We start from the raw sequence: 22,365 nt of genomic DNA, 5'->3' as shown, positions 1-22,365 counted from the left end.
CGGCGGTCCGGCAACAAGCGTGCGCACGGTCACAGGATGGCCATTGGTAGAATGGCGCACCCCTGCCCGAGAGTGCCAACCGTGTCCGAAACCCTGCCCAGCCTTGCCGAAGTCGACGCCGAGATCCGCCACCTCCAACTGGCGATGCCCGGCAGCGAACTGCATGGGGGTCTCAGCGGCTGGTTGGCGGGCGGTGGCGACGATCTGGCCGCCTGGTTGGCGCCGGTGCTGGCAGACGCCGCGCTGCCCGCACCCGCGGCCGGCAGCGCGCTCGACCGGATGCGCGTGGCCACCGCCACCCAGCTGGAAGATCGTGATTTCGCATTCGCACTGCTGATGCCCGAAGACGGCGAACCGCTGTCGGTGCGCAGCGCCGCGTTGTTCGACTGGTGTCGTGGATTTCTCGGCGGCTTCGGCCTGGCCGCGGGCGAGCGTTCGTCGCTGTCGGAAGAAGGCAACGAGGCGCTGGCCGACCTGGCGCGTCTGGCGGCGGCACAGCCGGATCCAGACGACGAAGACGATGCGGTCGAAGAAGACGCGCTGACCGAGATCGAAGAGTTCGTGCGCGTGGCGGCGCTGTTGCTGCATGGCGACGCCGCATTGGGGCCGCGTCACCGCAATCGGCTGAACTGACATGGCGAGCGCGACCGGCATCACCGCGGCCACCTACGAGAAGCGTCGGCGCCAGCTGATGCGGCTGGTCGGCGACAACGCGATCCTCGTGCTGGCCAGCGCGCCCGAGCGGGTGCGCAGCCGCGATACGCATCACGCCTACCGGCAGGATTCCGACCTCTGGTATCTCACCGGCTTCGCCGAACCCGACGCGGTGCTGGTGCTGGTGCCGGGCCGCAAGCACGGCGAGGCGCTGCTGTTCTGCCGCGAACGCGACCTGGAGCGCGAAGGCTGGGACGGTCCGCGGGTCGGTCCAGAGGGCGCCGTCGAAGCGCTGGGCATGGACGATGCGTATCCGATCGACGATCTCGACGAGATTCTGCCCGGCCTGCTCGAAGGGCGCACGCGCGTCTATTACCACTTCGGCCGCGATACCGAATTCGACCTGCAGCTGATCGGCTGGCTCAACCGCGTGCGTGCGCAGGTGCGGGTCGGTGCGCAGCCACCGCACGAATTCCTGGAACTGGGTCATCTGCTCGACGAGATGCGTCTGTTCAAGGACGCCGGCGAGCTCAAGCTCATGCGGCGCGCGGCGAAGATCAGCGTCGATGCGCATGCGGCGGCGATGCGCGCGGCGCGTCCCGGCATCCATGAGTACGCGCTGCAGGCCGAGCTGGAGTACGTGTTCCGTCGCCACGACGCGAGTCCCGCCTACGAAAGCATCGTCGGTGCGGGCGCCAACGCCTGCGTGCTGCATTACCGCGCTAACAACGCGCAGGCGCGCGACGGCGACCTGGTACTGATCGATGCCGGTGCCGAATATCGCGGCTATGCGGCCGACATCACCCGAACCTTCCCGGTCAACGGCCGTTTCACGGCTGCGCAGCGTGCCCTGCACGAAGTCGTCGAATCCGCGCAGCAGGCCGCGCTGGCGCAGGCGCGGCCGGGTGTCGCGTACGAGGCCGGCCACAACGCCGCGGTCGAAGCGCTGACCGAAGGCCTGCTGCGGCTCGGCCTGTTGAAGGGCAAGCTGGCGAAGAACATCGCCGACGGCAGCTACAAGCGGTTCTATCGCCACAAGACCGGGCACTGGATCGGTCTTGACGTGCACGACGTCGGTGACTACCGCATCGAAGGCGAATCGCGTCTGCTCGAGCCGGGCATGGTGTTCACCATCGAGCCCGGCCTGTACGTGTCGACCGACGACACCAGCGTCGATGCGAAGTGGCGCGGTATCGGGATCCGGACTGAGGACGACGTGCTGGTGACGAAGACCGGGCATGACGTGCTGACGACCGGTCTGGCGCGCACGGCAGACGAGATCGAGGATTTCATGGCGCGCAAATAAGCGCGCGTGTTCGGTCCGCAGCGCGCCTGGCGCGCTTCATCTTGAGGTGTCAGCGGGCGCTCGACGCGCCCGTCGTGATCAGGCGGCCGCGTTCTCTTCCGCCCACGCATCGCGCGTGAGGTTCTCGGGCGCGTCGTCAGTGCAGACCACATCGTCCTCGATGCGGATGCCGCCGTAGGGACGGAAGGCTTCGATGCGATCCCAGTCGATGCTGTCGCCGTGGCCGGCCGCCTTCAGGTCCTCGAGCAGCATGTCGACGACGTAGACACCCGGTTCGATGGTCACGACCATCCCCGGCTCCAGCACGCGGGTCAGGCGCAGGAACGGATGGCCATCGGGCTTGGCGATGACGCCGCCGGTCTCCGACGCCGCGAAGCCGGCCACGTCGTGCACCTGCAGGCCGATGCCGTGGCCGAGGCCGTGCGGGAAGAATGCGGCGCTGACGCCGGTGGCCAGCGCGGCTTCCGGCGACACCTTGATCAGACCGAAATCGCGCAGCACGCCGGCGAGGGCGAGGTGCGCATCGAGATGCATCTGCTTGTAGTCGGTGCCGCTGCGCACCTGCGCGACCATCGCCTGCTGCGCGGTGTCGACCGCTTCGATCATCGCCTGGAACTCGCTGCCGGTATCGGTGGCGTAGGTCCGGGTGATGTCGGCAGCGTAGCCGGCGTGACTCGCGCCAGCATCGATCAGGAAGCTGCGCACCGGATCGGGCGGCAGGCGCCCGAGCTCGGTGTAGTGCAGCACTGCCGCATGCTCGTTGAGCGCGACGATGTTGCCGTAAGGCAGTTCGTTTGCGTCCTGACCGGCCGCCTGGCAATAGGCCAAGTGGATTCCGAACTCGCTGGCGCCTGCGCGGAACGCACGCTCGGCCGCCGCATGCGCACGCACGCCGCGACGCGACGCTTCGCGCAGCATCGACAGTTCGTACGGGGTCTTGAACGCACGGTGGTAGTCGAGATGGTCGATGACCGCCTGCGGATTGTTCGGCTTGTAGGCGCCGTAATGCCCCAGCGCACTCTGCGGCTCACCGAGAATCGCGCAGCGCGCCGCGTTCTTCGGCAGATGCTGCTGCGCGTCTTCGGGCTTGCGGATCACGACGATGTCGAAGTGCTCGACCCAATAGCCCGACGGCGCTTCCGGCACGACATGCCAGTAATCGCGCGGCTGCAGATACACCAGCTTCGGTCGCGCGCCTGGCGTGATCACCAGCCAGCTGCCCGGATTGCGCGTCAACGGCAGCCAGGCCTTGAATTGCGGATTGACCGCGTACGGGTAGTCGCGGTCGTCGAACATCTGGTAGTGCAGCGTGCCGCTGGGAATGACGAGATGTTCCAGGCCCGCGCGCTCGAGCGCGGTGGCGGTGCGCGCCTGCAGCGCCGCAAGGTGGTCGGCGTATAGGCTGGCGGCGGACGAAGCAGGCGTAGACATCTTGATCCCGGGGCGGCGAGTGGATCGGCCTATTCTGCCGTATTGACGGAGGGGTGTTGTTCTGTGCGCTTCTTTCCTGCGTTTTGCAGGCGGTTGGGCAAGTGCTGCTTGTCGCATCTGCCTAGGACCATGCTTTTGCTGTGCGAGATCGCGACGTCATGCCGATGACTGCAGACCCGTAGGGCGCCGCACAAGGATGTGCGGCGTTTTTCGACCGAGCCAGGATGGCGAGTCGAAAAATCCCGGAACGAATGACTGGCCGGATTTGCTCCGTCGGGGCTGGCCCTTTTCTTTGGTTCCGTTTCTTTGACTCGCATCTTCGATGCTCGCCCCTTCGGGGCCGGCTGCGCCGTTCGCACTGCGTGCGTGGGTCCAGCAAAAGAAATGAACCCGCTCGCCGCAAGGTGAGTGGAAGCGTTGGACTTTGATGTTCGCTTTTGATTGCGGAGCGACCCGCCCCAGCGCGGAGCAAGATCAACCGCTCTCGTCCGCTGACGCGGCCGAGTTCATTTCTTTTGGTTGACGCCTACGCGCGCAGCGCGAACGGCGCAGCCGGCCCCGAAGGGGCGAGCATCGAAGATGCGAGTCAAAGAAACGGAACCAAAGAAAAACGTCTCCCCGACACGTCCGAAGCCCGCGGCTCTTAGCGCACCGGGATTTTCCGACTCGGCATCCTGCCTCGGTCGGAAAACGCCGCACGTCCTGTGCGGCGCCCTACGGGTGAGTGACAGCCGCAACGGCGGATCGGAAATCAGAAGCGGGTCTCTCGCACGCTTAGCGCTAGGGAGCCCACCGGCGAGATCGCGTCTCGGGAGATCTCAACGAACGTCAGAATCGGCAGCGTAAACGTCAGGCGTAATGACTCCCCGGCGCATTGACCCACCCCTGCAACCGGTGCGCCAGCGATGGTGTCGTCGCGATGAAGCGGAAACCCGCCCAACTGGCCCCGGCAAGCGTCGCATCGTCGAGCCACAACAGATGCGCGCCGATCTCGACCGGCGCGTCCGGCGCATCAGGTAGGGTGAAGGACAACTGATACAGCGCGTCCTCGACGAACGGCTCGCTGGCGATCAGCAGCATGCCGGTCTCCGACAGGTTGCCGACGCGGCCGATGACGCGGGCGGTCATCGCGTCGGTCACCAGGATCACGTCCGGCGCCTTGCGACGCTTCGCGCGGCGGAACTCCTGCATCATGCCGTCACCTCCGAAGTGCGGCTTTCACCGCGGCCGGCGAAGCTGCGCAGGGCGCCCATCGCGGCCTGCCAGGCGCGGTCGACGAGGTGCCCGCGGTCAGCGGTCACGACGCGGGCATTGCCGGTCGCCATCAGTCGTGCGACGGCGTCCATCGACTGCTCGCCCGTGCGCTGCCCACGCTGGTTGACGAACAGCACGTGGTCGGTGATCGGGCTGTACCAGGACATGCGACGGCGAACCATGTCGCCCTGCTGGTTGGTAGTGAATTCGATCCAGGTGCCGAACGGCAGCGTGCGCAGGTGGTCGTACTGCGCCTGTTCCTCGGCCGTGCGCACCGGCGGCTTTTCGCGGCGTGCGGCGCCGGCTTCCTCGCCCAGACGCGCGCGCGCCTTGAGCTTCATCGCCAGTTCGGTGCGCGACGCGGCATCGTCCTCGTCGCTGCGATGGCTGGTCAGGCGCTGGGCGATCACGGTCGCCTCCTCGCCGTGGTAGCCGACCTGGCCGAGCGCGGATTCGACATCGGACTGCAGTGCTTCGTCCGCGCGCGGCACCGCGTCGAGCGATGCTTCGACGATGCGGCGGGTCATCCGCAGCTGGTGTTCGGCCTCGCTGGACGATTCGCCGTGACGCAGCAGGGTCAGCGTGAGCACGTCGGCCCAGGCTTGATCGAGCAGCGCGCGCGAGAAGCGCGGCAGGCGACGGTCGCCGACGATGCCCTGCATCAGCTCGTCGGCACGTGCGCGCGCGGCGGCCAGCTTCTCGCGACCACGGGCGGCCTCGATGTGGCGACGCTCCTGCAGCTCGGCGGTGCGGGCCTGCGTCTGCAGTTGTGCCTGCACGCGCGCATTGCCTTCGGCGAATACGGCGACGTCGCCTTCGTAGTTGCCGACCACGAACGCGACCGCAGCACGCAGGGCGGCCTGCACGCGCGGATCGAAGGCGGTGTCGTCGTGCCAGTTGGCGGCGCTCTCGGCGACGGTGTTGAGCAGCTGGCGCGCGGGGTGGCGCTGGCGGGTGAAGAAGGAATGGTCCTGCAGGGCCGCACGCAGCACCGGGATCTGCAGTTCGCGCACCAGCGGCGCGGCCGGCGCCTCGCTGCGGATTTCCTGTTCGATGTGCCCGTAGAGCATGCCGAGCAGTTCGAACGCGTCTTCGTCCTGCGGCGCCAGCATCGCGCCTTCGCCGCTGCGCTGACGTGCCTGCGCGAGCAGCGAACGCTTGATCTCCACCAGAGTGCGGCCACCGCCCTGCGGCTGCTGCTGGAGTTGCCGGAGCGCATCGGACACTTCACTGGTCGCCAGCTGGCGGCGCGGCAGCGGAGAGTCGGTGCGCGGCTGGAACTTGCGCAGCAGTTCGCGGCGTCCGGACATCAGCGCCTGCAGGCGCGCGTAGGCAGCCTCGTGCGACTGCGCATCGTCCGCCTCGTCGTCGTCGACGGTCTCGGGTTCGCCCCAGCCGGTGTACGGACGCTGGGCGTCGTCCACCTGCGGGCGTGGCATTTCAACGGTTTCGGCAGTCCTTGCCACGCGGGAAGCTTCCTTGGGTTCGACGGCCTCGGCCCGCGCGCGCATCGGCACGAACGTCAGCGAGGGCAGGATGCCGTCGTCGGCGAGCTGCGCATCCAGGCGCTCGAGGACACGGGCATAACCGGGCATCACCACCCGGTCGAAAATGCGGTAGAGCAACAACCGCGCGTCGTGCTCGATCTCGAGCATGCGGGCGGCCGAGGCGATCGCCCGGCACAGGCACTGCGGGCCCAGCGGGAGGCGCTCGGCATCGAAGGCGGGCGAGGCGGCGAGCACGCCGAAGCGCTGGCCCAGCAGATGCAGCGACAGATTCGCGCGGCCTTCCTGGCGGCTCGCGATCTCGCGCAGCACCGTGCCTTCGTCCATCACCGTGTCTTCGACCAGGCTCAGCGGCCCGAACGAGGCGGTGTCCAGCGGCGTCGGCGGCGGAGGCGGCGCAGGTGTACGGATGGCCGCAATCGAGCCTTCCAGTGCGAGCAGGAACCGCGGCAAGAGGTCGGCGCGATTGGCGCGGAACGCACGCAGCGTGGCCATGTAGCCCGATTCGAGGCCCGGATTGCGCGCATGGTCGGCAAGCCGGAACAGTTCCTGTTCGAACTCGGACACGAGGCTGGAGAGGCCGCCATCGAGTTCGTTGGACACGAACGACAGCGCACGCTCGAGCGTGCGGCGCACGCGCGGGGGCAGGCCTGCCGCGGCAAGCGAACGGGGCGGTGGTGGGTAGTGTGCGGTCGCAGGCATTCCGGTTGCCGGGCTGGGCATCGATCACATTCTTTAGCATGCGCGCGCGGCCGTCACCACTGGCGTGCGAACACAAGTGGCAGCCCGCGCGCGGGCGGGGCATCCGGTTGGTAATAACGGATCGTGCTGGCGGCACCGGCCACGCGCCTGCTGCGTTGCGGCAGGCGGCTGCGCGCGGCGTCAGTCTTCGAGGAACAGGGCGACGACGTCGTTGGTGAAACGCCGGCCGAGTTCGGTCGGCACCACCCGGTCGGCGTCGCGCTGCAACCAGCCTCTGTCGATGGCGATGGCCAGCGGGGCATCAATGGCCGAGGGCGGAAGGCCGGTCGTGGCCTCGAAGCCGGACAGGGTGAAGCCGTCGACCAGTCGCAGCGTATTGAGCATGTACTCGAACGGACGACGCGCCGGCTCGATGCGCTCATCCCCGCCGATGCCGGCCTGCGTGCCGGCGCCTGCCAGCCACGCAATGGGGTGCTTGGATTTCCAGCGGCGCAGGATCGTCTGCTCGCTGCCCAGCGTGAGCTTGCCGTGCGCGCCGGCGCCGATGCCGAGGTAGTCGCCGAAGCGCCAGTAATTGAGGTTGTGCGCGCACTGTCGTCCGGCGCGCGCATATGCGGACACTTCGTATTGCGCATAGCCGGCGTCGGCCAGCAGCGCCTGGCAACGTTCCTGCATGTCCCAGGCGAGATCGTCGTCGGGGATGCCGGTCGGCGGGCGGGCGGCGAACACGGTGTTGGGTTCCAGCGTGAGCTGGTAGTGCGAGATGTGCGTCGGCGCGAGCTCGATCGCGCGCAACACATCGGCCTCGGCCATCGCCAGCGTCTGGTCGGGCAGGGCGTACATCAGATCGAGATTGAAATTGTCGAAGCCGGCATTGCGGGCCAGATCGACGGCTGCGGCCGCCTGCGCGCTGTCGTGGATGCGACCGAGTTTCTTGAGCGTGGCGTCGTCGAAGGTCTGGATGCCGAAGCTGATCCGGTTCACGCCGGCGCGCCGGTAATCCTCGAAACGGCCGTGCTCGGCGGTGCCGGGATTGGTCTCCAGCGTGATCTCGGCCTCGGGCGCGAATCGCAGCCGCGAGGACGCGCCCTGCAGGATGCGTTCGATCGCGTCGGCCGGAAACAGGCTCGGCGTGCCGCCGCCGAAGAACACGCTGTGCACGGTGCGGCCCCAGACCAGCGGCAGGTCCTGGTCGAGATCGGCCAGCAGTGCATCGACGTAGGCGTCGAACGGTGGCGTGCCGCCCTTGAACTCGTGCGAGTTGAAATCGCAGTACGGGCATTTGCGCACGCACCAGGGCAGGTGCACGTACAGCGAGAGCGGCGGCGGGATCAGCATCGACAGAAGGTCAGGGCGGCGGGCGGCATGCGCAAGTGCGCGCGGCGATCGATCAGGCCAGCAGGCCGGACGAGGCCAGCTGGTCGCGCAGCGCCTGCAGCGCCAGTGCGCGGTGGCTGATGCGGTTCTTCTGTTCCGGCGGCATCTCGGCCGCGGTCAGACCCTTTGCGGGATCGAGGAACACCGGGTTGTAGCCGAAGCCGTGGTGCCCGCGCGGCGCAACGAGGATGCGGCCTTCCCAGCTGCCTTCGGCGATAAGCGGCTGTGGATCGTCGGCATGGCGCAGCAGCACGATTACCGCATAGAAGCGGGCGGTGCGTTGCGCCTCCGGCAGGCCGTCGAGTGCCTGCAGCAGCTTGGCGTTGTTGGCAGCATCGTCGGTCGGGCTGCCGGCATAGCGCGCGCTGTAGAGCCCGGGCGCGCCGCCCAGCGCATCGACGATCAGGCCGGAGTCGTCGGCCAGCGCCGGCAGGCCGGTGACCTGCGAGGCATGCCGCGCCTTGATCAATGCGTTCTCGACGAAGGTGGTGCCCGTCTCCGGCACATCGTCCACGCCGAGCTCGCGCTGCGGCACGATCGTCAGCGGCAGATCGGCCAGCATCGCGCGCAGTTCGAGGAGCTTGCCGGCGTTGCCGCTGGCCAGGACGAGGGTCTTCATGCGGCAGGCTCCAGCAGATCCCATTTCGTGCCGTACAGATCGACGAACACCGCGACCGTGCCGTAGGGCTCGACGCGCGGCGCTTCGAGAAAGGTGACGCCGGCCGCTGTCATCGACGCATGGTCGCGTTCGAAGTCATCGGTATAGAGAAAGTGGTCGACCCGGCCGCCGGTCTGGTCGCCGATGCGCTCGCGCTGCGCGTCATTGGCAGGCTGCGCCAGCAGCAATGACGCATCGTCCGCATCGCCGGGGCCGATCTGCACCCAGCGTTTGCCGTCGCCGAGCGGGCGATCCTCGAACACCCGGAAATCCAGCGCACGCGTGTACCACGCGATGGCCGCGTCGTAGTCAGCCACCAGCAGTGTGGTCAACGCGATGCGGCGCTTCGCGCGTCCGGATGTCATCCGGCGATGGCTTCGCGCTGCAGGGCGACGAGCTGGGCGACGCCGGCTTCGGCCAGCTGCATCATCGCGTCCATCTCGGCGCGGCGGAACGCGTGGCCTTCGGCGGTGCCCTGGACTTCGATGAAACCGCCACCGTCGTTCATCACGACATTCATATCGGTGTCGCAGTCGCTGTCCTCGGCGTAGTCAAGATCGAGCACCGGGACGCCGCGATAGATGCCCACCGAGACCGCCGCGATCGCACCGTGCACCGGATCGCGAGTGATCTCGCGACGGCCGCGCAGCACGCCGATCGCATCGACCAGCGCGATGTAGGCGCCGGTGATCGCAGCGGTGCGGGTGCCGCCGTCGGCCTGCAGCACGTCGCAGTCGAGCGTGATGGTGCGTTCGCCGAGTGCCTTGCGGTCCACGCAGGCGCGCAGGCTGCGGCCGATCAGGCGCTGGATTTCCAGCGTGCGGCCACCCTGCTTGCCGCGCGAGGCTTCGCGATCGTTGCGGGTGTTGGTGGCGCGCGGCAGCATGCCGTACTCGGCCGTCACCCAGCCCTCGCCCTTGCCGCGCAGGAAGCCCGGCACGCGGTTCTCGACACTGGCCGTGCACAGCACGCGGGTGTCGCCGAAGCTCACCAGCACCGAGCCCTCGGCATGACGCGTGAAGCCGCGCTCGAAGCGCACGGCGCGCAGCTGATCGGCAGCGCGGCCGCTGGGACGGGTGAAGTCGGACATGGAGAGCCTGCAGGGGGAAAGCGGGCGTGGATTCTAACAGTGGCGCCGGAACCGCCCCGGTAGGCGGTGGCATACTCGTCCGCCGTTTTCCGCAGTGAACTTGCCGATGATCCGCAGCATGACCGCCTTCGCTTCAGGCGAGCGCAGCACCGAGTGGGGCACGCTGGCCTGCGAACTGCGCGCGGTGAACCACCGCTTCCTGGAACTCGGCACGCGGATGCCCGAAGAGATGCGTGCGGCCGAACCCGCGCTGCGCGAGCGCATCGCGACGAAGGTCTCGCGCGGTAAGGTCGATCTGGGCCTGCGCCTGCGCAGCGCCGAGGGCGGCGGTGAGCTGCAGCTCAACCAGGCGCTGCTGACCCAGCTGCAGAATCTGGCCCAGGACCTGCGCGGCGGATTTCCGGAACTGCGCGCCAGCCTGACCGAGTTGCTGCAGTTCCCCGGCGTGCTGCAGTCGCGCGGTGTCGATCCGGCGGCGCTGCAGGTCGAAGTGCTGGCGCTGCTCGACACCGTGCTCGAAGACTTCATCGCCGCGCGCGAGCGTGAGGGCGGCAAGCTGGTCGCCGCGATCCTGGAGCGCGTCGACGGCATCGCCGCGATCGCCGCCGAGATCCGTGTGCTGATGCCGCAGATCGGCGAGGCCCAGCGCGCCAAATTGCAGGCGCGTCTCGACGATCTGCCGCACCCGGTCGAGCCGGGCCGGATGGAGCAGGAACTGGTCATGTGGCTGCAGAAGCTAGACGTGGACGAGGAGCTCGATCGCCTCGACAGCCATGTCGTCGAGATCCGCCGCGTGCTGAGCCAGCGCGAGCCGCAGGGGCGTCGGCTCGACTTCCTGCTGCAGGAATTCAATCGCGAGGCCAATACGCTGGGCTCGAAATCGGTCGATCGCCGCAGCTCCCAGGCGGCGATCGAACTGAAGGTACTGATCGACCAGATCCGCGAGCAGGTGCAGAACATCGAGTGATCCCGCGCGGCCTGGCCGGCCTCCGGCGCGGGCCCGCGTAAAGCGGTACGATGCGCGGCCTTTCGAGCGCTGGAGACGGGCGTGACCCCCGAATCCCACCCTGCCGCGGACACGTCGCCGATGCGCGGCACGCTGTTCATCGTCGCCGCGCCGTCGGGCGCCGGAAAATCCAGCATCGTCAACGCCTGTCTGGCGCGCGATCCGGACATCGCCCTGTCGATCTCGTTCACCTCGCGCCTCGCGCGTCCGGGTGAGCGCCATGCCGAGCATTACCACTTCGTCGGCAAGGACGTGTTCCAGCAGATGATCGATGCCGGCGACTTCTTCGAGTACGCGCAGGTGCACGGCGACTGGAAGGGCACCGCGCGCCAGTCAGTGGAACCGCAGCTCGCCGCCGGCAAGGACGTACTGCTGGAGATCGATTGGCAGGGCGCGCGCCAGGTGCGCGACAAGGTGCCCGAGGCCGTGAGCGTCTTCATCCTGCCGCCGTCGCGCGAAGCGCTCGACCAGCGCATGCGCAAGCGCGGCCAGGACAGCGAAGCGGTGATGGCCCAGCGCCTCGCCGCCGCGCAGGAAGAGATGTCGCATTACGACGAGTTCGACTTCGTCGTGGTCAACGAGGATTTCGACACCGCCGTGGGCGAGATGTGCGCGATCTTCCGCGCCAGCCGGCTGCGCCGCGAACGCCAGGCCGAGCGCCACGCCGCGCTGATCGCGCGTCTGTTGCGCGAAGAGGCGGCCGCAGCGGCGTCGAACGCAGGCTAACTGTTTGATTCCTATAGCCGGCGCTTGCGTCGGCATGGGCCCGGCGCTACGATGCGCGACCCTTTTTCGTCAATTCGCGCGGCCGATCCGGTCGCCGGGAGCCCGTATGGCCCGCATCACCGTAGAAGATTGCCTGGAAGTCGTCGACAACCGCTTCGAGCTGGTCATGCTGGCCGCACGCCGCGCCCGCCAGCTCGCCAACGGCGTCGAATCGCAGCTCGACAACAGCGAGAACGACGACAAGCCGACCGTGCTGGCATTGCGCGAAATCGCTGCGCGCCGCATCGATCAGCCCTTCATCGAAGCCGTCGACAAGTCCGAGCGCGAGCGCAAGGAACGTGAGGCGCTGGAATGGGCCGCTGCCGAAGTCGTGGCCGACGAGGACATGGGCAAGGGCGACGATCTCTGATCCGCCTGCCGCGCGTTTGACGCGCGCAACGTGTCGCTTCACCGACGACCCCGCTCCGGCGGGGTCGTTGCGTTTGAGGACGCCGCGGAAAGGTCCGCGTCGTCCTGTGCGGATGTGGTTCCAAAACCATGACCATGCCCGTAGGCTTCGTGGATGACGCCCGCCGCACCCGCCACCGTCCCCGCAATGCCCGATGTCCCCGCGGACGACGCGGTGCCCGAGTACATGCGTGTGCTCGAGCGGGCGGCGCAATACCTGCCCGACGAGCAACGCGTGCAGCTTCGGCGTGCCTGGTCGGTCGGCGCCGCCGCGCACTCGGGCCAGATGCGCAAGTCCGGCGAGCCCTACATCACCCATCCGGTCGCGGTGGCGGTGGTGCTGGCCGAGCAGAAGGTCGACATCGAGACCCTGGTCGCGGCGATCCTGCACGACACGATCGAAGACACGCCGCTGACGCGCGAGGCCCTGGCCTCTGCATTCGGCGAAACCGTTGCCGAACTGGTGGAAGGCGTCACCAAACTCGACAAGCTCAACTTCGGCAGTCGTCAGGAAGCGGACGCGGAAAGCTTCCGCAAGATGATGCTGGCGATGGCGCGCGATCTGCGCGTGATCCTGATCAAGCTCGCCGACCGCCTGCACAACATGCGCACCCTCGGCGCGCAGCCGGGCCCGTCGCGCGAGCGCATCGCGCGCGAAACGCTCGACATCTACGCGCCGATCGCCCAGCGCCTGGGCATGAACAAGATCAAGGCCGAGCTGCAGGATCTCGGCTTCCACGCGCTGTATCCGATCCGGCACATGGTGCTTGAGCGGCGTATCCGCAACCAGCCGCTGGTGCGCCGCGAAGCGCTGGCGAGCATCGAGGCGCAGCTGGCGCAGCGGCTCACCAGCGCGGGCCTGCAGTACCGTCTCGTGGGCCGGGTGAAATCGCCGTGGAGCATCTACAACAAGATGCAGGGCGAGGGGAAAACCTTCACCCAGGTCATGGACGTGTTCGGCTACAGGATCATCGTCGGCAACGCGGCCGACTGTTACCACGCGCTGGGCATCGCGCATTCGGTGTTCAAACCGCTCGACGGGCGCTTCCGCGATTTCATCGCGATCCCCAAGGCCAATGGCTACCAGTCGCTGCACACCGTGCTGTTCGGTCCTTACGGCGCACCGATCGAGGTGCAGATCCGCACCGAGGAAATGGAACTGATCGCCGAGCGCGGCATCGCCGCGCACTGGGCGTACAAGCACGGCGGCGAAGGTCCGAACAGTGCGCAGTCGCGTGCGCACACGTGGATCGCCGGGCTGCTCGAATCGCAGCGGGCGACGGGTTCGTCGCTGGAGTTCCTCGAGAACGTCAAGGTCGATCTGTTCCCGGACGAGGTGTACTTGTTCACGCCGAAGGGCGACATCATGTCGCTGCCGCGCAATTCGACCGCGCTGGACTTCGCGTACTCGGTGCACACCGACATCGGCAACCAGGCGGTGGCCGCGCGTGTCGACGGCAAGCTGGTGCCGCTGCGCACGATGCTGTCGAGCGGGCAGCGGGTGGAGATCGTCACCGCGAAGTCGTCGATGCCGCGTCCGCAGTGGCTGGAGTTCGTCGTCACCGGCAAGGCGCGCACGTCGATCCGCGCGCAGCTCAAGCATCTGCAGCACGAGGATGCGGTGCAGCTGGGTCATCGCATGCTCGATCGCGCGCTGGAACAGCTCGGGACTTCGCTGGACCGGTTGCCGCAGGAACGCCTCGACGCGTATCTGGTCGAAGCGAAGTATCCGCGGCTCGAAGAACTCATGGCCGACATCGCGCTCGGCAACTGGATGCCGGCGCAGGTCGCACTCGCGCTGGCGCAGCACGATGGCGGTGTACCGACCGAGCAGATCGCGCGCGCCGGCGAGACGATCCGCATCCGCGGCGACGAGCGCGGCGTCATCACGTTCGCCAACTGCTGCATGCCGATTCCCGGCGACGACATCATGGGCTACCACACCACCGGCCGCGGCATCGTGGTGCATCGCGTGGATTGCCCGAACGTCGCCGAGTTCCGCAAGTCGCCCGAGCGCTGGGTCGCGATCGACTGGGACCGCGAGGTCGTCGGCGACTACAACGTCGCGCTGCGCATCGAGGTCGAAAACCATCCCGGCGTGCTTGCGCAGGTGGCCGCGGCAATCGCACGCGTGCACTCCAACATCGACGGCGTGGAGTACCTGGAGCGCGACAGCACGATCGCGGCGATCCGCTTCTCGATCGAGGTCAAGGGCCGCAAGCATCTGGCCGAAGTGATCCGTCGGACACGCCGCCTGCCGGTTGTGCACGGCGTGCAACGGATGTAATCCGAACCGCGGCGCGGCGTGCGCCCGCTAGAATGCGGGCTTTCCCGTTGCCGGAGTTCCACGATGCCCCGCACGCCCATTTCCACGTCCGACGCGCCCGCCGCAATCGGTCCGTATTCGCAGGCCGTCCGCGCCGGCGACACCGTGTATTTCTCGGGCCAGATTCCGCTCGACCCGGCCACCGGCGAGATCGTCGCCGGCGACATCACCGCGCAGGCGCGTCGCGCGTTCGACAACCTCAAGGCCGTGGCGACTGCGGCCGGCGGCAGCCTCGACGACATCGTCCGCGTCGGTCTCTACGTCACCGATCTGGGCGAGTTCGCCCAGGTCAACGCAGTGATGGCGGAATACTTCGCATCGCCGTATCCCGCGCGCTCCACCATCGAAGTGCCAGCGCTGCCGAAGGGCGCGCGCTTCGAGGTCGATGCGGTGATGGTGCTCGGCTGAGTTCCGCCGGTCCCGCATGAGCCGGTCCGGCACCCACGCGCCGACGCTCGCCGACGCGGGTCAGACGCCGGTGTCCGCGTTGTCGGGCGTCGGGCCGAAGGTCGCGGAAAAGCTCACCGCGCGCGGGCTCGCGACGATCGGCGATCTGTGGCTGCACCTGCCGCGGCAGTACGAGGACCGCACGCACGTCACGCCGATCCGCCATCTGCGCGGCGGCGTGCCGGCGCAGATCGAAGGCACGGTCGAAGCGATCGAGAAGGGATTCCGACGCCGGCCGATGCTGCGCGTCGCGATCGGCGATGGGTCCGGCGGCACGCTGGTGCTGCGGTTCTTCCACTTCCGCGCTGCACAGGTCGCGCAGCTCGCCGTGGGCACGCGGCTGTGCTGTTTCGGGACACCACGGCCGGGCCAGCAGGGTCTGGAAATCGTGCACCCGAGTTATCGCGTGCTCGACGACGACGCGATCACCGTGCTGGACGATCGTCTCGATCCGGTTTATCCCGCAATCGAAGGCGTCGGCCCACAGGTGCTGCGGCGGCTGGTGGGCCAGGCGCTCGATCGACTGCCCGGCGACGCCGCGCTCGAACTGTTGCCAGGCGATGCACTGGGCGCGCTCGGCATGCCGACGCTGCGCGACGCGTTGCTGTACGTGCATCGCCCGCCGAGTGATGCGGACATCGGAATGTTGGCCTCCGGCCGTCATCCGGCGCAGCGCCGACTGGTGCTCGAGGAAATGCTCGCCCACCACTTGAGCCTGCGCCGGCAACGCATCGCGCTGCAGGCGCATCGTGCGCCGGCGTTGCGGCCCGGACCGCTCGCCGCTGCATTGCAGGCCTCGCTGCCGTTTGCGCTGACCGGCGCGCAGTCGCGCGTGCATCGCGAACTGCTGGTCGATCTCGCCCGGCGCAAGCCGATGCTGCGACTGGTGCAGGGCGATGTGGGCAGCGGCAAGACCGTCGTCGCCGCGCTGGCTGCCGCGGCCGCGATCGATGGGGGCCGTCAGGCCGCGCTGATGGCGCCGACCGAACTGCTGGCCGAACAGCACGCGCAGAACCTGCGCGCGTGGTTCGAGCCGCTCGGCGTGCGCGTGGCCTGGCTCGCCGGCAAGGTCACCGGACGCGCACGCGCGGCGGTGCTGGCGGATATCGCATCGGGTGCTACGCCGCTCGTGGTCGGCACGCATGCTTTGATGCAGGCCAGCGTCGCCTTTCACGACCTCGCACTCGCGATCGTCGACGAGCAGCACCGCTTCGGCGTCCACCAGCGCCTCGCGTTGCGCGACAAGGGCGCGGGCGGCGATCAAGTGCCGCACCAGCTGGTGATGACCGCGACGCCGATTCCGCGCACGCTGGCAATGTCCGCCTATGCCGATCTCGACGTCTCGGCGATCGACGAGCTGCCGCCGGGACGCACGCCGGTGCAGACGGTCGTGCTCAGCAGCGAACGACGGCCGGCGCTGATCGAACGCATCCGCCACGCCTGCGCCGACGGGCGTCAGGCGTATTGGGTGTGCACGTTGATCGACGATTCCGACGAAGTCGTCGCGCAGGCCGCGCAGACGACGTTCGAGCAGCTGTCGGCCGCGCTGCCTGAAATCCGTGTCGCACTCGTGCACGGACGCATGAAGCCGGCTGCCAAGCAGGAGGCGATGCGCGCGTTCAAGCAGGGCGATATCGATCTGCTGGTAGCGACGACCGTCATCGAAGTCGGCGTCGACGTGCCCAATGCCTCGCTGATGGTGATCGAGAACGCCGAACGTCTCGGCCTTGCGCAGCTGCACCAGCTGCGCGGTCGCGTGGGGCGGGGCAGTGCCGCGTCGAGTTGCGTGTTGCTCTACCAGGCGCCGCTGTCGCGGATGGCGCGGGAGCGTCTGGACACCATGCGCACCACGAGCGACGGCTTCGTCATCGCCGAGAAGGATCTCGCGCTGCGAGGCCCGGGCGAGCTGCTCGGCACGCGCCAGACCGGTCTGGCCGAATTCCGCTTGGCCGATCTCGCGCGCGACGCGGACCTCTTGCCGGATGTGCACCGGATCGGCGACGCGATGCTGAAAACGCAGCCAGCGCTGGCCGAGCGCGTGGTGTCGCGCTGGATCGGCAGCGCAACACGCTACGCAGCAGCCTGAATAGGTTGGGTTTTTGGTACGAAGTCGTGCTTAAGGACTTCACGGTTCCATCACATTAGGGAAATACCGTAGGGATTCACGTAGCGGGCGTGATTCACCGCACATTTCATTGCTTTTCATCCATGCGGCGAACGGGATAATTCTGAGACGTTAGATATCACCGGAAGGCGGGTCCGACCCCCGCATGCCCAGGGAGGGACAAATGGAAACCCAGTTGCGTATTTTCATCGCAGACGATCATCCATTCACGCTGGCGGGCGTGCGCGCCGAGATCGAGCGGGCAGGCGAGCCCTTCGTGGTCGCCGGTGAAGCGTCGAACGGCGCTGCCCTGCTGAAGCTTCTGGAGGCATCGCACGCCGGCGATCTGTTGGTCACGGATTTCTCGATGCGGGGCCCGCAGCTGCGTGATTGCGACGGCCTGCCGCTATTGCTGACCCTGCGCCGCCAGTTTCCCGCGCTGCCGATCATCGTGCTGACCGAGGTCGAGAATCCGGCCATGTTGCGCGCCATGGTGGATGCCGGTGTGCGCGGTCTGGTCGACAAGATTTCGGCCCGCAACGAACTGCTCACCGCGATCCAGAAGGTCGCCTCGGGACGGATCCATTTCTGTCGCGCCATGCGCACGGTGCTCGACCAGGCCGGCGGACTCGACAAGCCGCAGGTCCGCATCTCCCCCCATGAAGCGGAAGTCGTGCGCCTGTTCGTCGGTGGTCTGACCGTCAGCGAAATCGCCGTCCGTCTTTCGCGCAGCGTGAAGACGATCAGCCGTCAGAAGAACGACGCGATGCACAAGCTGGGTTTGGACAACAACAGCCAGCTGTACGCGTACGCACGCGATCACGGTCTGACGTCTTAACCGCCAAAGCCCCGCGCGGCCTCCTTAACAAGTGCGTCGAAACCTGAGCGTAGTACGGCGTTTCGACGCTGCGTTCCCCCGGTATCGTCTATCCACGAACGCCCGCTCGATCCGTCGGCCGGGCGTTTCTGTTGCGGCGGTCGCCGTCACGGACGACGCGGGCGATAATGCGGCATGACCGATAAAATCCCGCTCCTGATCGATACCGACCCGGGCGTCGACGACGCGCTCGCGCTGCTGCTGGCCTTCGACGACGACGCGCACGACATCGTCGGGCTGACCATCGCCGCCGGCAATGTCGGCCTGTATCACACCATCGCCAATGCATTGAAGCTCTGCGAAGTGGTCGGTCGCACCGATGTGCCCGTGTTCGCCGGCGCCGCGTCGCCGTTGCTCCACGCCGCGCCCGACGCGGCCTATGTGCACGGCAACGACGGTTTCGGCGACATCGGCTACGCGCCGGCATCGCGCGGGGTCGAGGCCGAACACGCCGCGCTGGCGATCCTGCGCCTGTCGCATGTACATGCCGGTCGTCTGGTGCTGGTCGCCCTGGGGCCGCTGACCAATGCCGCGCTGGCGTTGAAGCTCGATCCGACGCTGCCGTCGCGCGTGGCGCGCTTCGTCGCGATGTCCGGGGCGGTGACCGGGCACGGCAACATCACGCCCAGCGCCGAGTTCAATGCCTACTTCGATCCCGAAGCGGCGAAGATCGTGTTCGACGCCTTCCCGGTGTTCGACCTGTCGGACTGGGAAGCCACCGTCGCCCACGGCCTGCCGCACGACGCGGTGCTCGGCTGGATGCAGGCTGGCGGCGAGATCGGCCGGTTCTACGAGGCGATCTCGCGCAAGACCCGCGAGTGGTCCGCGGACCGGCGCGGCGACGACTGGCATTCGGCCGACGCACTGGCGATGGCCTGGGTACTCGAGCCCCAATCCGCGCAGGAGGTCATCGAGCGTCCGCTCGATGTCGTGCTCGACCATGGGCCTGCCCGCGGTGCGACAATCGTGGACTGGAACCGCCTGCTCGGCCGGCCCGACAACGCCCGCATTCTGATGCGCTACGACGCCGCCCGGTTCCATGCGCGGATCCGGCGCGTGCTGGGCCGTTGAACGGAATGCATCCGGCGGCTTGCGCCGGGGTCCGGTCGATGGTTAAAATGCCGCTCTTCCCTTGCGCAACTTTGGTGCCGCCATGAAGGCCGACATCCATCCCGAATACCGCGAAGTCGTCTTCCAGGACGTCACGTCCGACGGTTTCAAGTTCCTCACCCGCTCGACCCTCGCCGCCACGGCGAAGGAAAAGATCCAGTGGGAGGACGGTAATGAATATCCGCTGATCAAGATCGAAGTGTCTTCGGCCACGCATCCGTTCTACACCGGCCAGAACAAGATCATCGACACCAGCGGTCGCGTCGACAAGTTCCGCAGGCGCTACGCCAAGTAAGCGTGTGTGGAATGGTGCGTGCCGCGATGCGGCGCGCATCGTCCGACGACATCAGCGGCCGCCCTTGGGCGGCCGTCTGCATTCCGGCTCTCCGTGTTTCGCTGCCGCATCGATGCGGTGGCGCGCTTCGCCATGTTCGACTTTCGTGCAATGCCGCGTACCGGCGCGCATGGAATCGCTATGCGATAATTGACGCATTGCGGCACGCGCCGCCCGCCAGGCCGGATGGTGTTGCTGTCCGGAGAAATGAGGAGCCTCCAGAGTGTCTGAATCCAACGCCAAGCTCGACCAGGTCACGCTCGATGCCGCCGGCAAAACGGTGACGCTGCCCGTTCTGCACGGCACGCTCGGCAACCCCTGCATCGACATCTCGAAGCTGCCCAAGGAAACCGGCTGCTTCACCTACGACTCCGGCTTCACCGCCACTGCCAGCTGCAAGTCGGCCATCACCTACATCGATGGCGACGAAGGCGTGCTGCTGTACCGCGGTTACCCGATCGACCAGCTGGCCGAGAAGTCGAGCTTCCTCGAAGTCGCGTATCTGCTGCAGGCCGGCGAACTGCCGACCGCCGACGAATTCGCGAAGTTCGAGCACGAAGTCACGCATCACACGATGATGCACGAGTCCCTGAAGAGCTTCCTGCAGGGCTTCCGCCACGATGCGCATCCGATGGCGATGCTCGCCGCGTCGGTCGCGTCGATGTCGGCGTTCTATCACGACACGCTGGATCTGCAGGATCCCGAACAGCGCCGCCTCGCCGCGATCCGCCTGATCGCCAAGGTGCCGACGCTGGCCGCTGCCGCGTACCGCTATTCGATCGGCCAACCGATCCGCTACCCGCGCAACAGCCTGAACTACGTCGACCGCTTCCTGCACATGATGTTCGAAGTGCCGAGTGAGCCGCTGGAGCTCAACCCGGTCGTCGCCAAGGCGATGGACCTGCTCTTCATCCTGCACGCCGATCACGAGCAGAACGCGTCGACCTCGACCGTGCGTCTGGTCGGTTCGACCGGTGCGAACCCGTACGCGTCCGTCGCCGCCGGCATCACCGCACTGTGGGGCCCCGCGCATGGCGGCGCCAACGAAGCGGTGCTCAAGCAGCTGGCCGAGATCGGCACGCCGGACAACGTCGAGAAGGCGATCCTGCGGGCCAAGGACAAGAACGACCCGTTCCGTCTGATGGGCTTCGGCCACCGCGTCTACAAGAACTTCGACCCGCGCGCGAAGATCATCCGCGAGATGACCCACAAGGTCCTCGGCGAGCTGGGCGTCAACGATCCGTTGCTCGACGTCGCGATGAAGCTGGAAGAAGCGGCGCTGAAGGACGACTACTTCGTGGAGCGCAAGCTTTACCCGAACGTCGATTTCTACAGCGGCATCATCTACAAGGCGCTCAACATCCCGACTGAAATGTTCACGGTGATGTTCGCGATCGGTCGCACCGCCGGCTGGGTGGCGCACTGGCTGGAGCAGCAGGTCGATCCGGAAGCCAAGATCGGCCGTCCGCGCCAGATCTACACCGGCTACGACGTGCGTGATTACAAGGGCGCCAGCCAGCGCTGATTGATTGGACAAAAGCGGGGTCTTCGGATCCGGCGCGTCACGACAGGGCGGCCTTCGGGCCGCCTTTTTCGTGGCTGGATCGCCTCGCCACCTGTCAGATCTTTCCCGCGATCAGGCCGGGCGTTCTCCCGCTGTTGGGATGTGGGGCGCTCGTCGGACTGGCTTTGACATGCGCTGGTCCGCGTCCCGTAGCTCACGGGTCGCCCGGCGTCTGGCTCACTCGAAGGGGAAGTTCGAATGAAGATGCGACGGGTGTGGATCGCGATGCTCGCTTGCGGCGCGGTGCTGGCTGTGGCGAATGTGGCGGCGCAGGAAATGTCGTTCCGCAGTGGTCTGATCACGGGCATCAGCCGATGCAGGTCGCGGCCGCCGCTGCTCCGCAGCAGGCCAAGCCATCCCAGGCCGGCGGCGCGTTCGGCCGTGCCCTTGGCCGGATGGCCGGACGTGCGGCGTCGCGCGTTACCGGCGAGTACTCGTACGAAGCGTATGAGGTGGCCAGCGGCGCCGCCCAGGATGTCGTGCAAGGCGCTGCTGCCGCGTCGGCGGCGGGCGTGCCGACGGTCACGGCCTGCATGGTGATGCTCAAGTTCGATGACGGCAGCGTGTCGGCGATCCGCGCCGCGAGCGCCGATGGTCTGCGCGTCGGCGCCCGCGCTCGGCCGTTCCGCACGGGGCAGAGTGCGCAGATCGTCACGGAGTAAGCGCGGCGCGCCATCGCTGCGATGGCACGCAGACTCAGCCGGCGCCGTGTTCCAGCGCGATCAACTGCTCGAGTTGCGATCTGGACGCACGGCGCATCGGCTTCTCGTCCATCGTGGACAGCGGCGCCTGCCGCAGACTCGCCTCCGGCAGCACCGTCAGATCGAAGGTCAGATCTTCGGCCGCGAACACCCAGACATCGAAATCGCCCGCGCGCTGGCGGTCCAGGCGAAGACGACGCATCCGGCTTTCGGCCGGGATGCCGTGATCGTCCAGAAAGCGCGCGAGGCCGCCGGTGTCGTCGGTATGTACATGCAACGTCACCGCGGAATGCGCGTCGGCCGTGCCTTCGAGCACGGGGCCGACGAGGCGTGGTGAGAACCGTTCGAAGAAACCCATCGCGCGCATCGCCGCTTCGCGTCGCTCGCGCAGCGCATCGGTCTGGCGCGCGCCCACGAACAGCCGCTGGTACTCGCGCAGTGCGTCTTCGATCTCCCGATTGCGCGGCAGCGACGCATCGTCGTGGATGCCGAGCCGGCTCGCGGCTTTGAGTTTGGCGACATGAAAGTCGCGGATGCCGCCTTCGGCCATGAGGCGGGCGGCCTCGTGCGCGAGACGATGGCGGCGTTCGCGGGTCTGTGTCTCCGCGTGCTGACGTGCGCGGTGCATGCGCGTCCCCTGTTGTCGATCACCTGGGATCGACTTTACGCTTGCGCCGTGACGGGTCAACACACGGCGCGAGGCGCTTCAGCTGGCAGACGCTTCGAGTTCGCACCGGCGTCGGCCG

The 22,365-nt window shown here is 67.5% G+C and carries 21 protein-coding genes; 13 read left to right on the top strand and 8 right to left on the bottom strand.

The window, feature by feature from the left end:
* Positions 1-81: 81 nt before the first annotated feature.
* Positions 82-633, top strand: a complete 552-nt coding sequence (locus LU699_RS04575; protein WP_425491044.1) for a UPF0149 family protein — start codon at positions 82-84, stop codon at positions 631-633.
* A 1-nt stretch (position 634) separates the two neighbouring features.
* Positions 635-1,960: an aminopeptidase P N-terminal domain-containing protein gene (locus LU699_RS04570; protein WP_232134324.1), complete on the top strand. Its 1,326-nt coding sequence runs from the start codon at positions 635-637 to the stop codon at positions 1,958-1,960.
* A gap of 78 nt (positions 1,961-2,038) precedes the next feature.
* On the opposite strand, the gene pepQ is transcribed toward LU699_RS04570, so the two are convergent.
* From pepQ to rph, 7 genes are all read right to left on the bottom strand, one after another.
* Complete coding sequence (gene pepQ / locus LU699_RS04565; protein ID WP_232134325.1) at positions 2,039-3,391, bottom strand: Xaa-Pro dipeptidase; 1,353 nt, start codon at positions 3,389-3,391, stop codon at positions 2,039-2,041.
* An 849-nt stretch (positions 3,392-4,240) separates the two neighbouring features.
* The gene (locus tag LU699_RS04560) at positions 4,241-4,585 is read right to left on the bottom strand and encodes a PilZ domain-containing protein (RefSeq protein WP_232134326.1); all 345 of its coding nucleotides are present in this window, start codon (positions 4,583-4,585) and stop codon (positions 4,241-4,243) included.
* Complete coding sequence (locus LU699_RS04555; RefSeq protein ID WP_232134327.1) at positions 4,582-6,852, bottom strand: DUF1631 family protein; 2,271 nt, start codon at positions 6,850-6,852, stop codon at positions 4,582-4,584. Before LU699_RS04555 ends, LU699_RS04560 begins: the two co-directional genes overlap by 4 nt.
* Positions 6,853-7,032: 180 nt before the next feature.
* The gene (gene hemW, locus LU699_RS04550) at positions 7,033-8,196 is read right to left on the bottom strand and encodes a radical SAM family heme chaperone HemW (RefSeq protein WP_232134765.1); all 1,164 of its coding nucleotides are present in this window, start codon (positions 8,194-8,196) and stop codon (positions 7,033-7,035) included.
* Between the two features lie 46 nt (positions 8,197-8,242).
* Positions 8,243-8,848: an RdgB/HAM1 family non-canonical purine NTP pyrophosphatase gene (gene rdgB / locus LU699_RS04545; protein WP_232134328.1), complete on the bottom strand. Its 606-nt coding sequence runs from the start codon at positions 8,846-8,848 to the stop codon at positions 8,243-8,245.
* Positions 8,845-9,252, bottom strand: coding sequence for a VOC family protein (locus tag LU699_RS04540; protein ID WP_232134329.1), 408 nt, complete (start codon positions 9,250-9,252; stop codon positions 8,845-8,847). The genes rdgB and LU699_RS04540 overlap by 4 nt, the downstream gene beginning before the upstream one ends.
* A complete protein-coding gene (gene rph / locus LU699_RS04535; protein WP_232134330.1) occupies positions 9,249-9,977 on the bottom strand; it encodes a ribonuclease PH in 729 nt (242 codons plus the stop codon). Before rph ends, LU699_RS04540 begins: the two co-directional genes overlap by 4 nt.
* 106 nt (positions 9,978-10,083) lie before the next feature.
* Between rph and LU699_RS04530 the strand changes: the two genes are divergently transcribed.
* The 11 genes from LU699_RS04530 to LU699_RS04480 all read left to right on the top strand — a co-directional run bounded on the left by LU699_RS04530 (position 10,084) and on the right by LU699_RS04480 (position 21,580).
* A complete protein-coding gene (locus LU699_RS04530) occupies positions 10,084-10,944 on the top strand; it encodes a YicC/YloC family endoribonuclease (RefSeq protein WP_232134331.1) in 861 nt (286 codons plus the stop codon).
* A gap of 120 nt (positions 10,945-11,064) precedes the next feature.
* Entirely contained in the window at positions 11,065-11,709 is a 645-nt protein-coding gene (gene gmk, locus LU699_RS04525; RefSeq protein ID WP_232134766.1) for a guanylate kinase, read from the top strand.
* A gap of 106 nt (positions 11,710-11,815) precedes the next feature.
* Positions 11,816-12,118, top strand: a complete 303-nt coding sequence (rpoZ, locus tag LU699_RS04520) for a DNA-directed RNA polymerase subunit omega (RefSeq protein WP_159680144.1) — start codon at positions 11,816-11,818, stop codon at positions 12,116-12,118.
* 153 nt (positions 12,119-12,271) lie between these two features.
* Entirely contained in the window at positions 12,272-14,443 is a 2,172-nt protein-coding gene (locus LU699_RS04515) for a RelA/SpoT family protein (RefSeq protein ID WP_425491045.1), read from the top strand.
* Between the two features lie 63 nt (positions 14,444-14,506).
* Positions 14,507-14,890 carry a RidA family protein gene (locus LU699_RS04510; RefSeq protein WP_232134333.1) on the top strand — a complete coding sequence of 128 codons (384 nt, stop codon included), beginning with the start codon at positions 14,507-14,509 and terminating at the stop codon, positions 14,888-14,890.
* A 16-nt stretch (positions 14,891-14,906) separates the two neighbouring features.
* Positions 14,907-17,015, top strand: coding sequence for an ATP-dependent DNA helicase RecG (gene recG / locus LU699_RS04505; protein WP_232134334.1), 2,109 nt, complete (start codon positions 14,907-14,909; stop codon positions 17,013-17,015).
* A 202-nt stretch (positions 17,016-17,217) separates the two neighbouring features.
* Positions 17,218-17,871: a response regulator gene (locus LU699_RS04500; RefSeq protein ID WP_232134335.1), complete on the top strand. Its 654-nt coding sequence runs from the start codon at positions 17,218-17,220 to the stop codon at positions 17,869-17,871.
* A gap of 174 nt (positions 17,872-18,045) precedes the next feature.
* On the top strand, positions 18,046-18,981 hold the full coding sequence (locus tag LU699_RS04495; protein ID WP_232134336.1) for a nucleoside hydrolase: 936 nt from the start codon (positions 18,046-18,048) through the stop codon (positions 18,979-18,981).
* A gap of 82 nt (positions 18,982-19,063) precedes the next feature.
* Positions 19,064-19,315 (top strand): type B 50S ribosomal protein L31, encoded by a 252-nt coding sequence (locus LU699_RS04490; protein ID WP_232134337.1) that lies wholly within the window; start codon positions 19,064-19,066, stop codon positions 19,313-19,315.
* Between the two features lie 262 nt (positions 19,316-19,577).
* Positions 19,578-20,879 (top strand): citrate synthase, encoded by a 1,302-nt coding sequence (locus LU699_RS04485; RefSeq protein WP_232134338.1) that lies wholly within the window; start codon positions 19,578-19,580, stop codon positions 20,877-20,879.
* Positions 20,880-21,232: 353 nt separating this feature from the next.
* A complete protein-coding gene (locus LU699_RS04480; protein ID WP_232134339.1) occupies positions 21,233-21,580 on the top strand; it encodes a hypothetical protein in 348 nt (115 codons plus the stop codon).
* Positions 21,581-21,614: 34 nt separating this feature from the next.
* Here the strand turns inward: LU699_RS04480 and LU699_RS04475 are convergent, their stop codons facing one another.
* On the bottom strand, positions 21,615-22,247 hold the full coding sequence (locus LU699_RS04475; protein WP_232134340.1) for a hypothetical protein: 633 nt from the start codon (positions 22,245-22,247) through the stop codon (positions 21,615-21,617).
* Positions 22,248-22,365: the final 118 nt, after the last annotated feature.

The sequence above is a fragment of the Luteimonas fraxinea genome (assembly GCF_021233355.1).
Classification (GTDB): Bacteria; Pseudomonadota; Gammaproteobacteria; order Xanthomonadales; family Xanthomonadaceae; genus Luteimonas; species Luteimonas fraxinea.
This window is presented reverse-complemented; position numbering and strand designations above follow the sequence as displayed.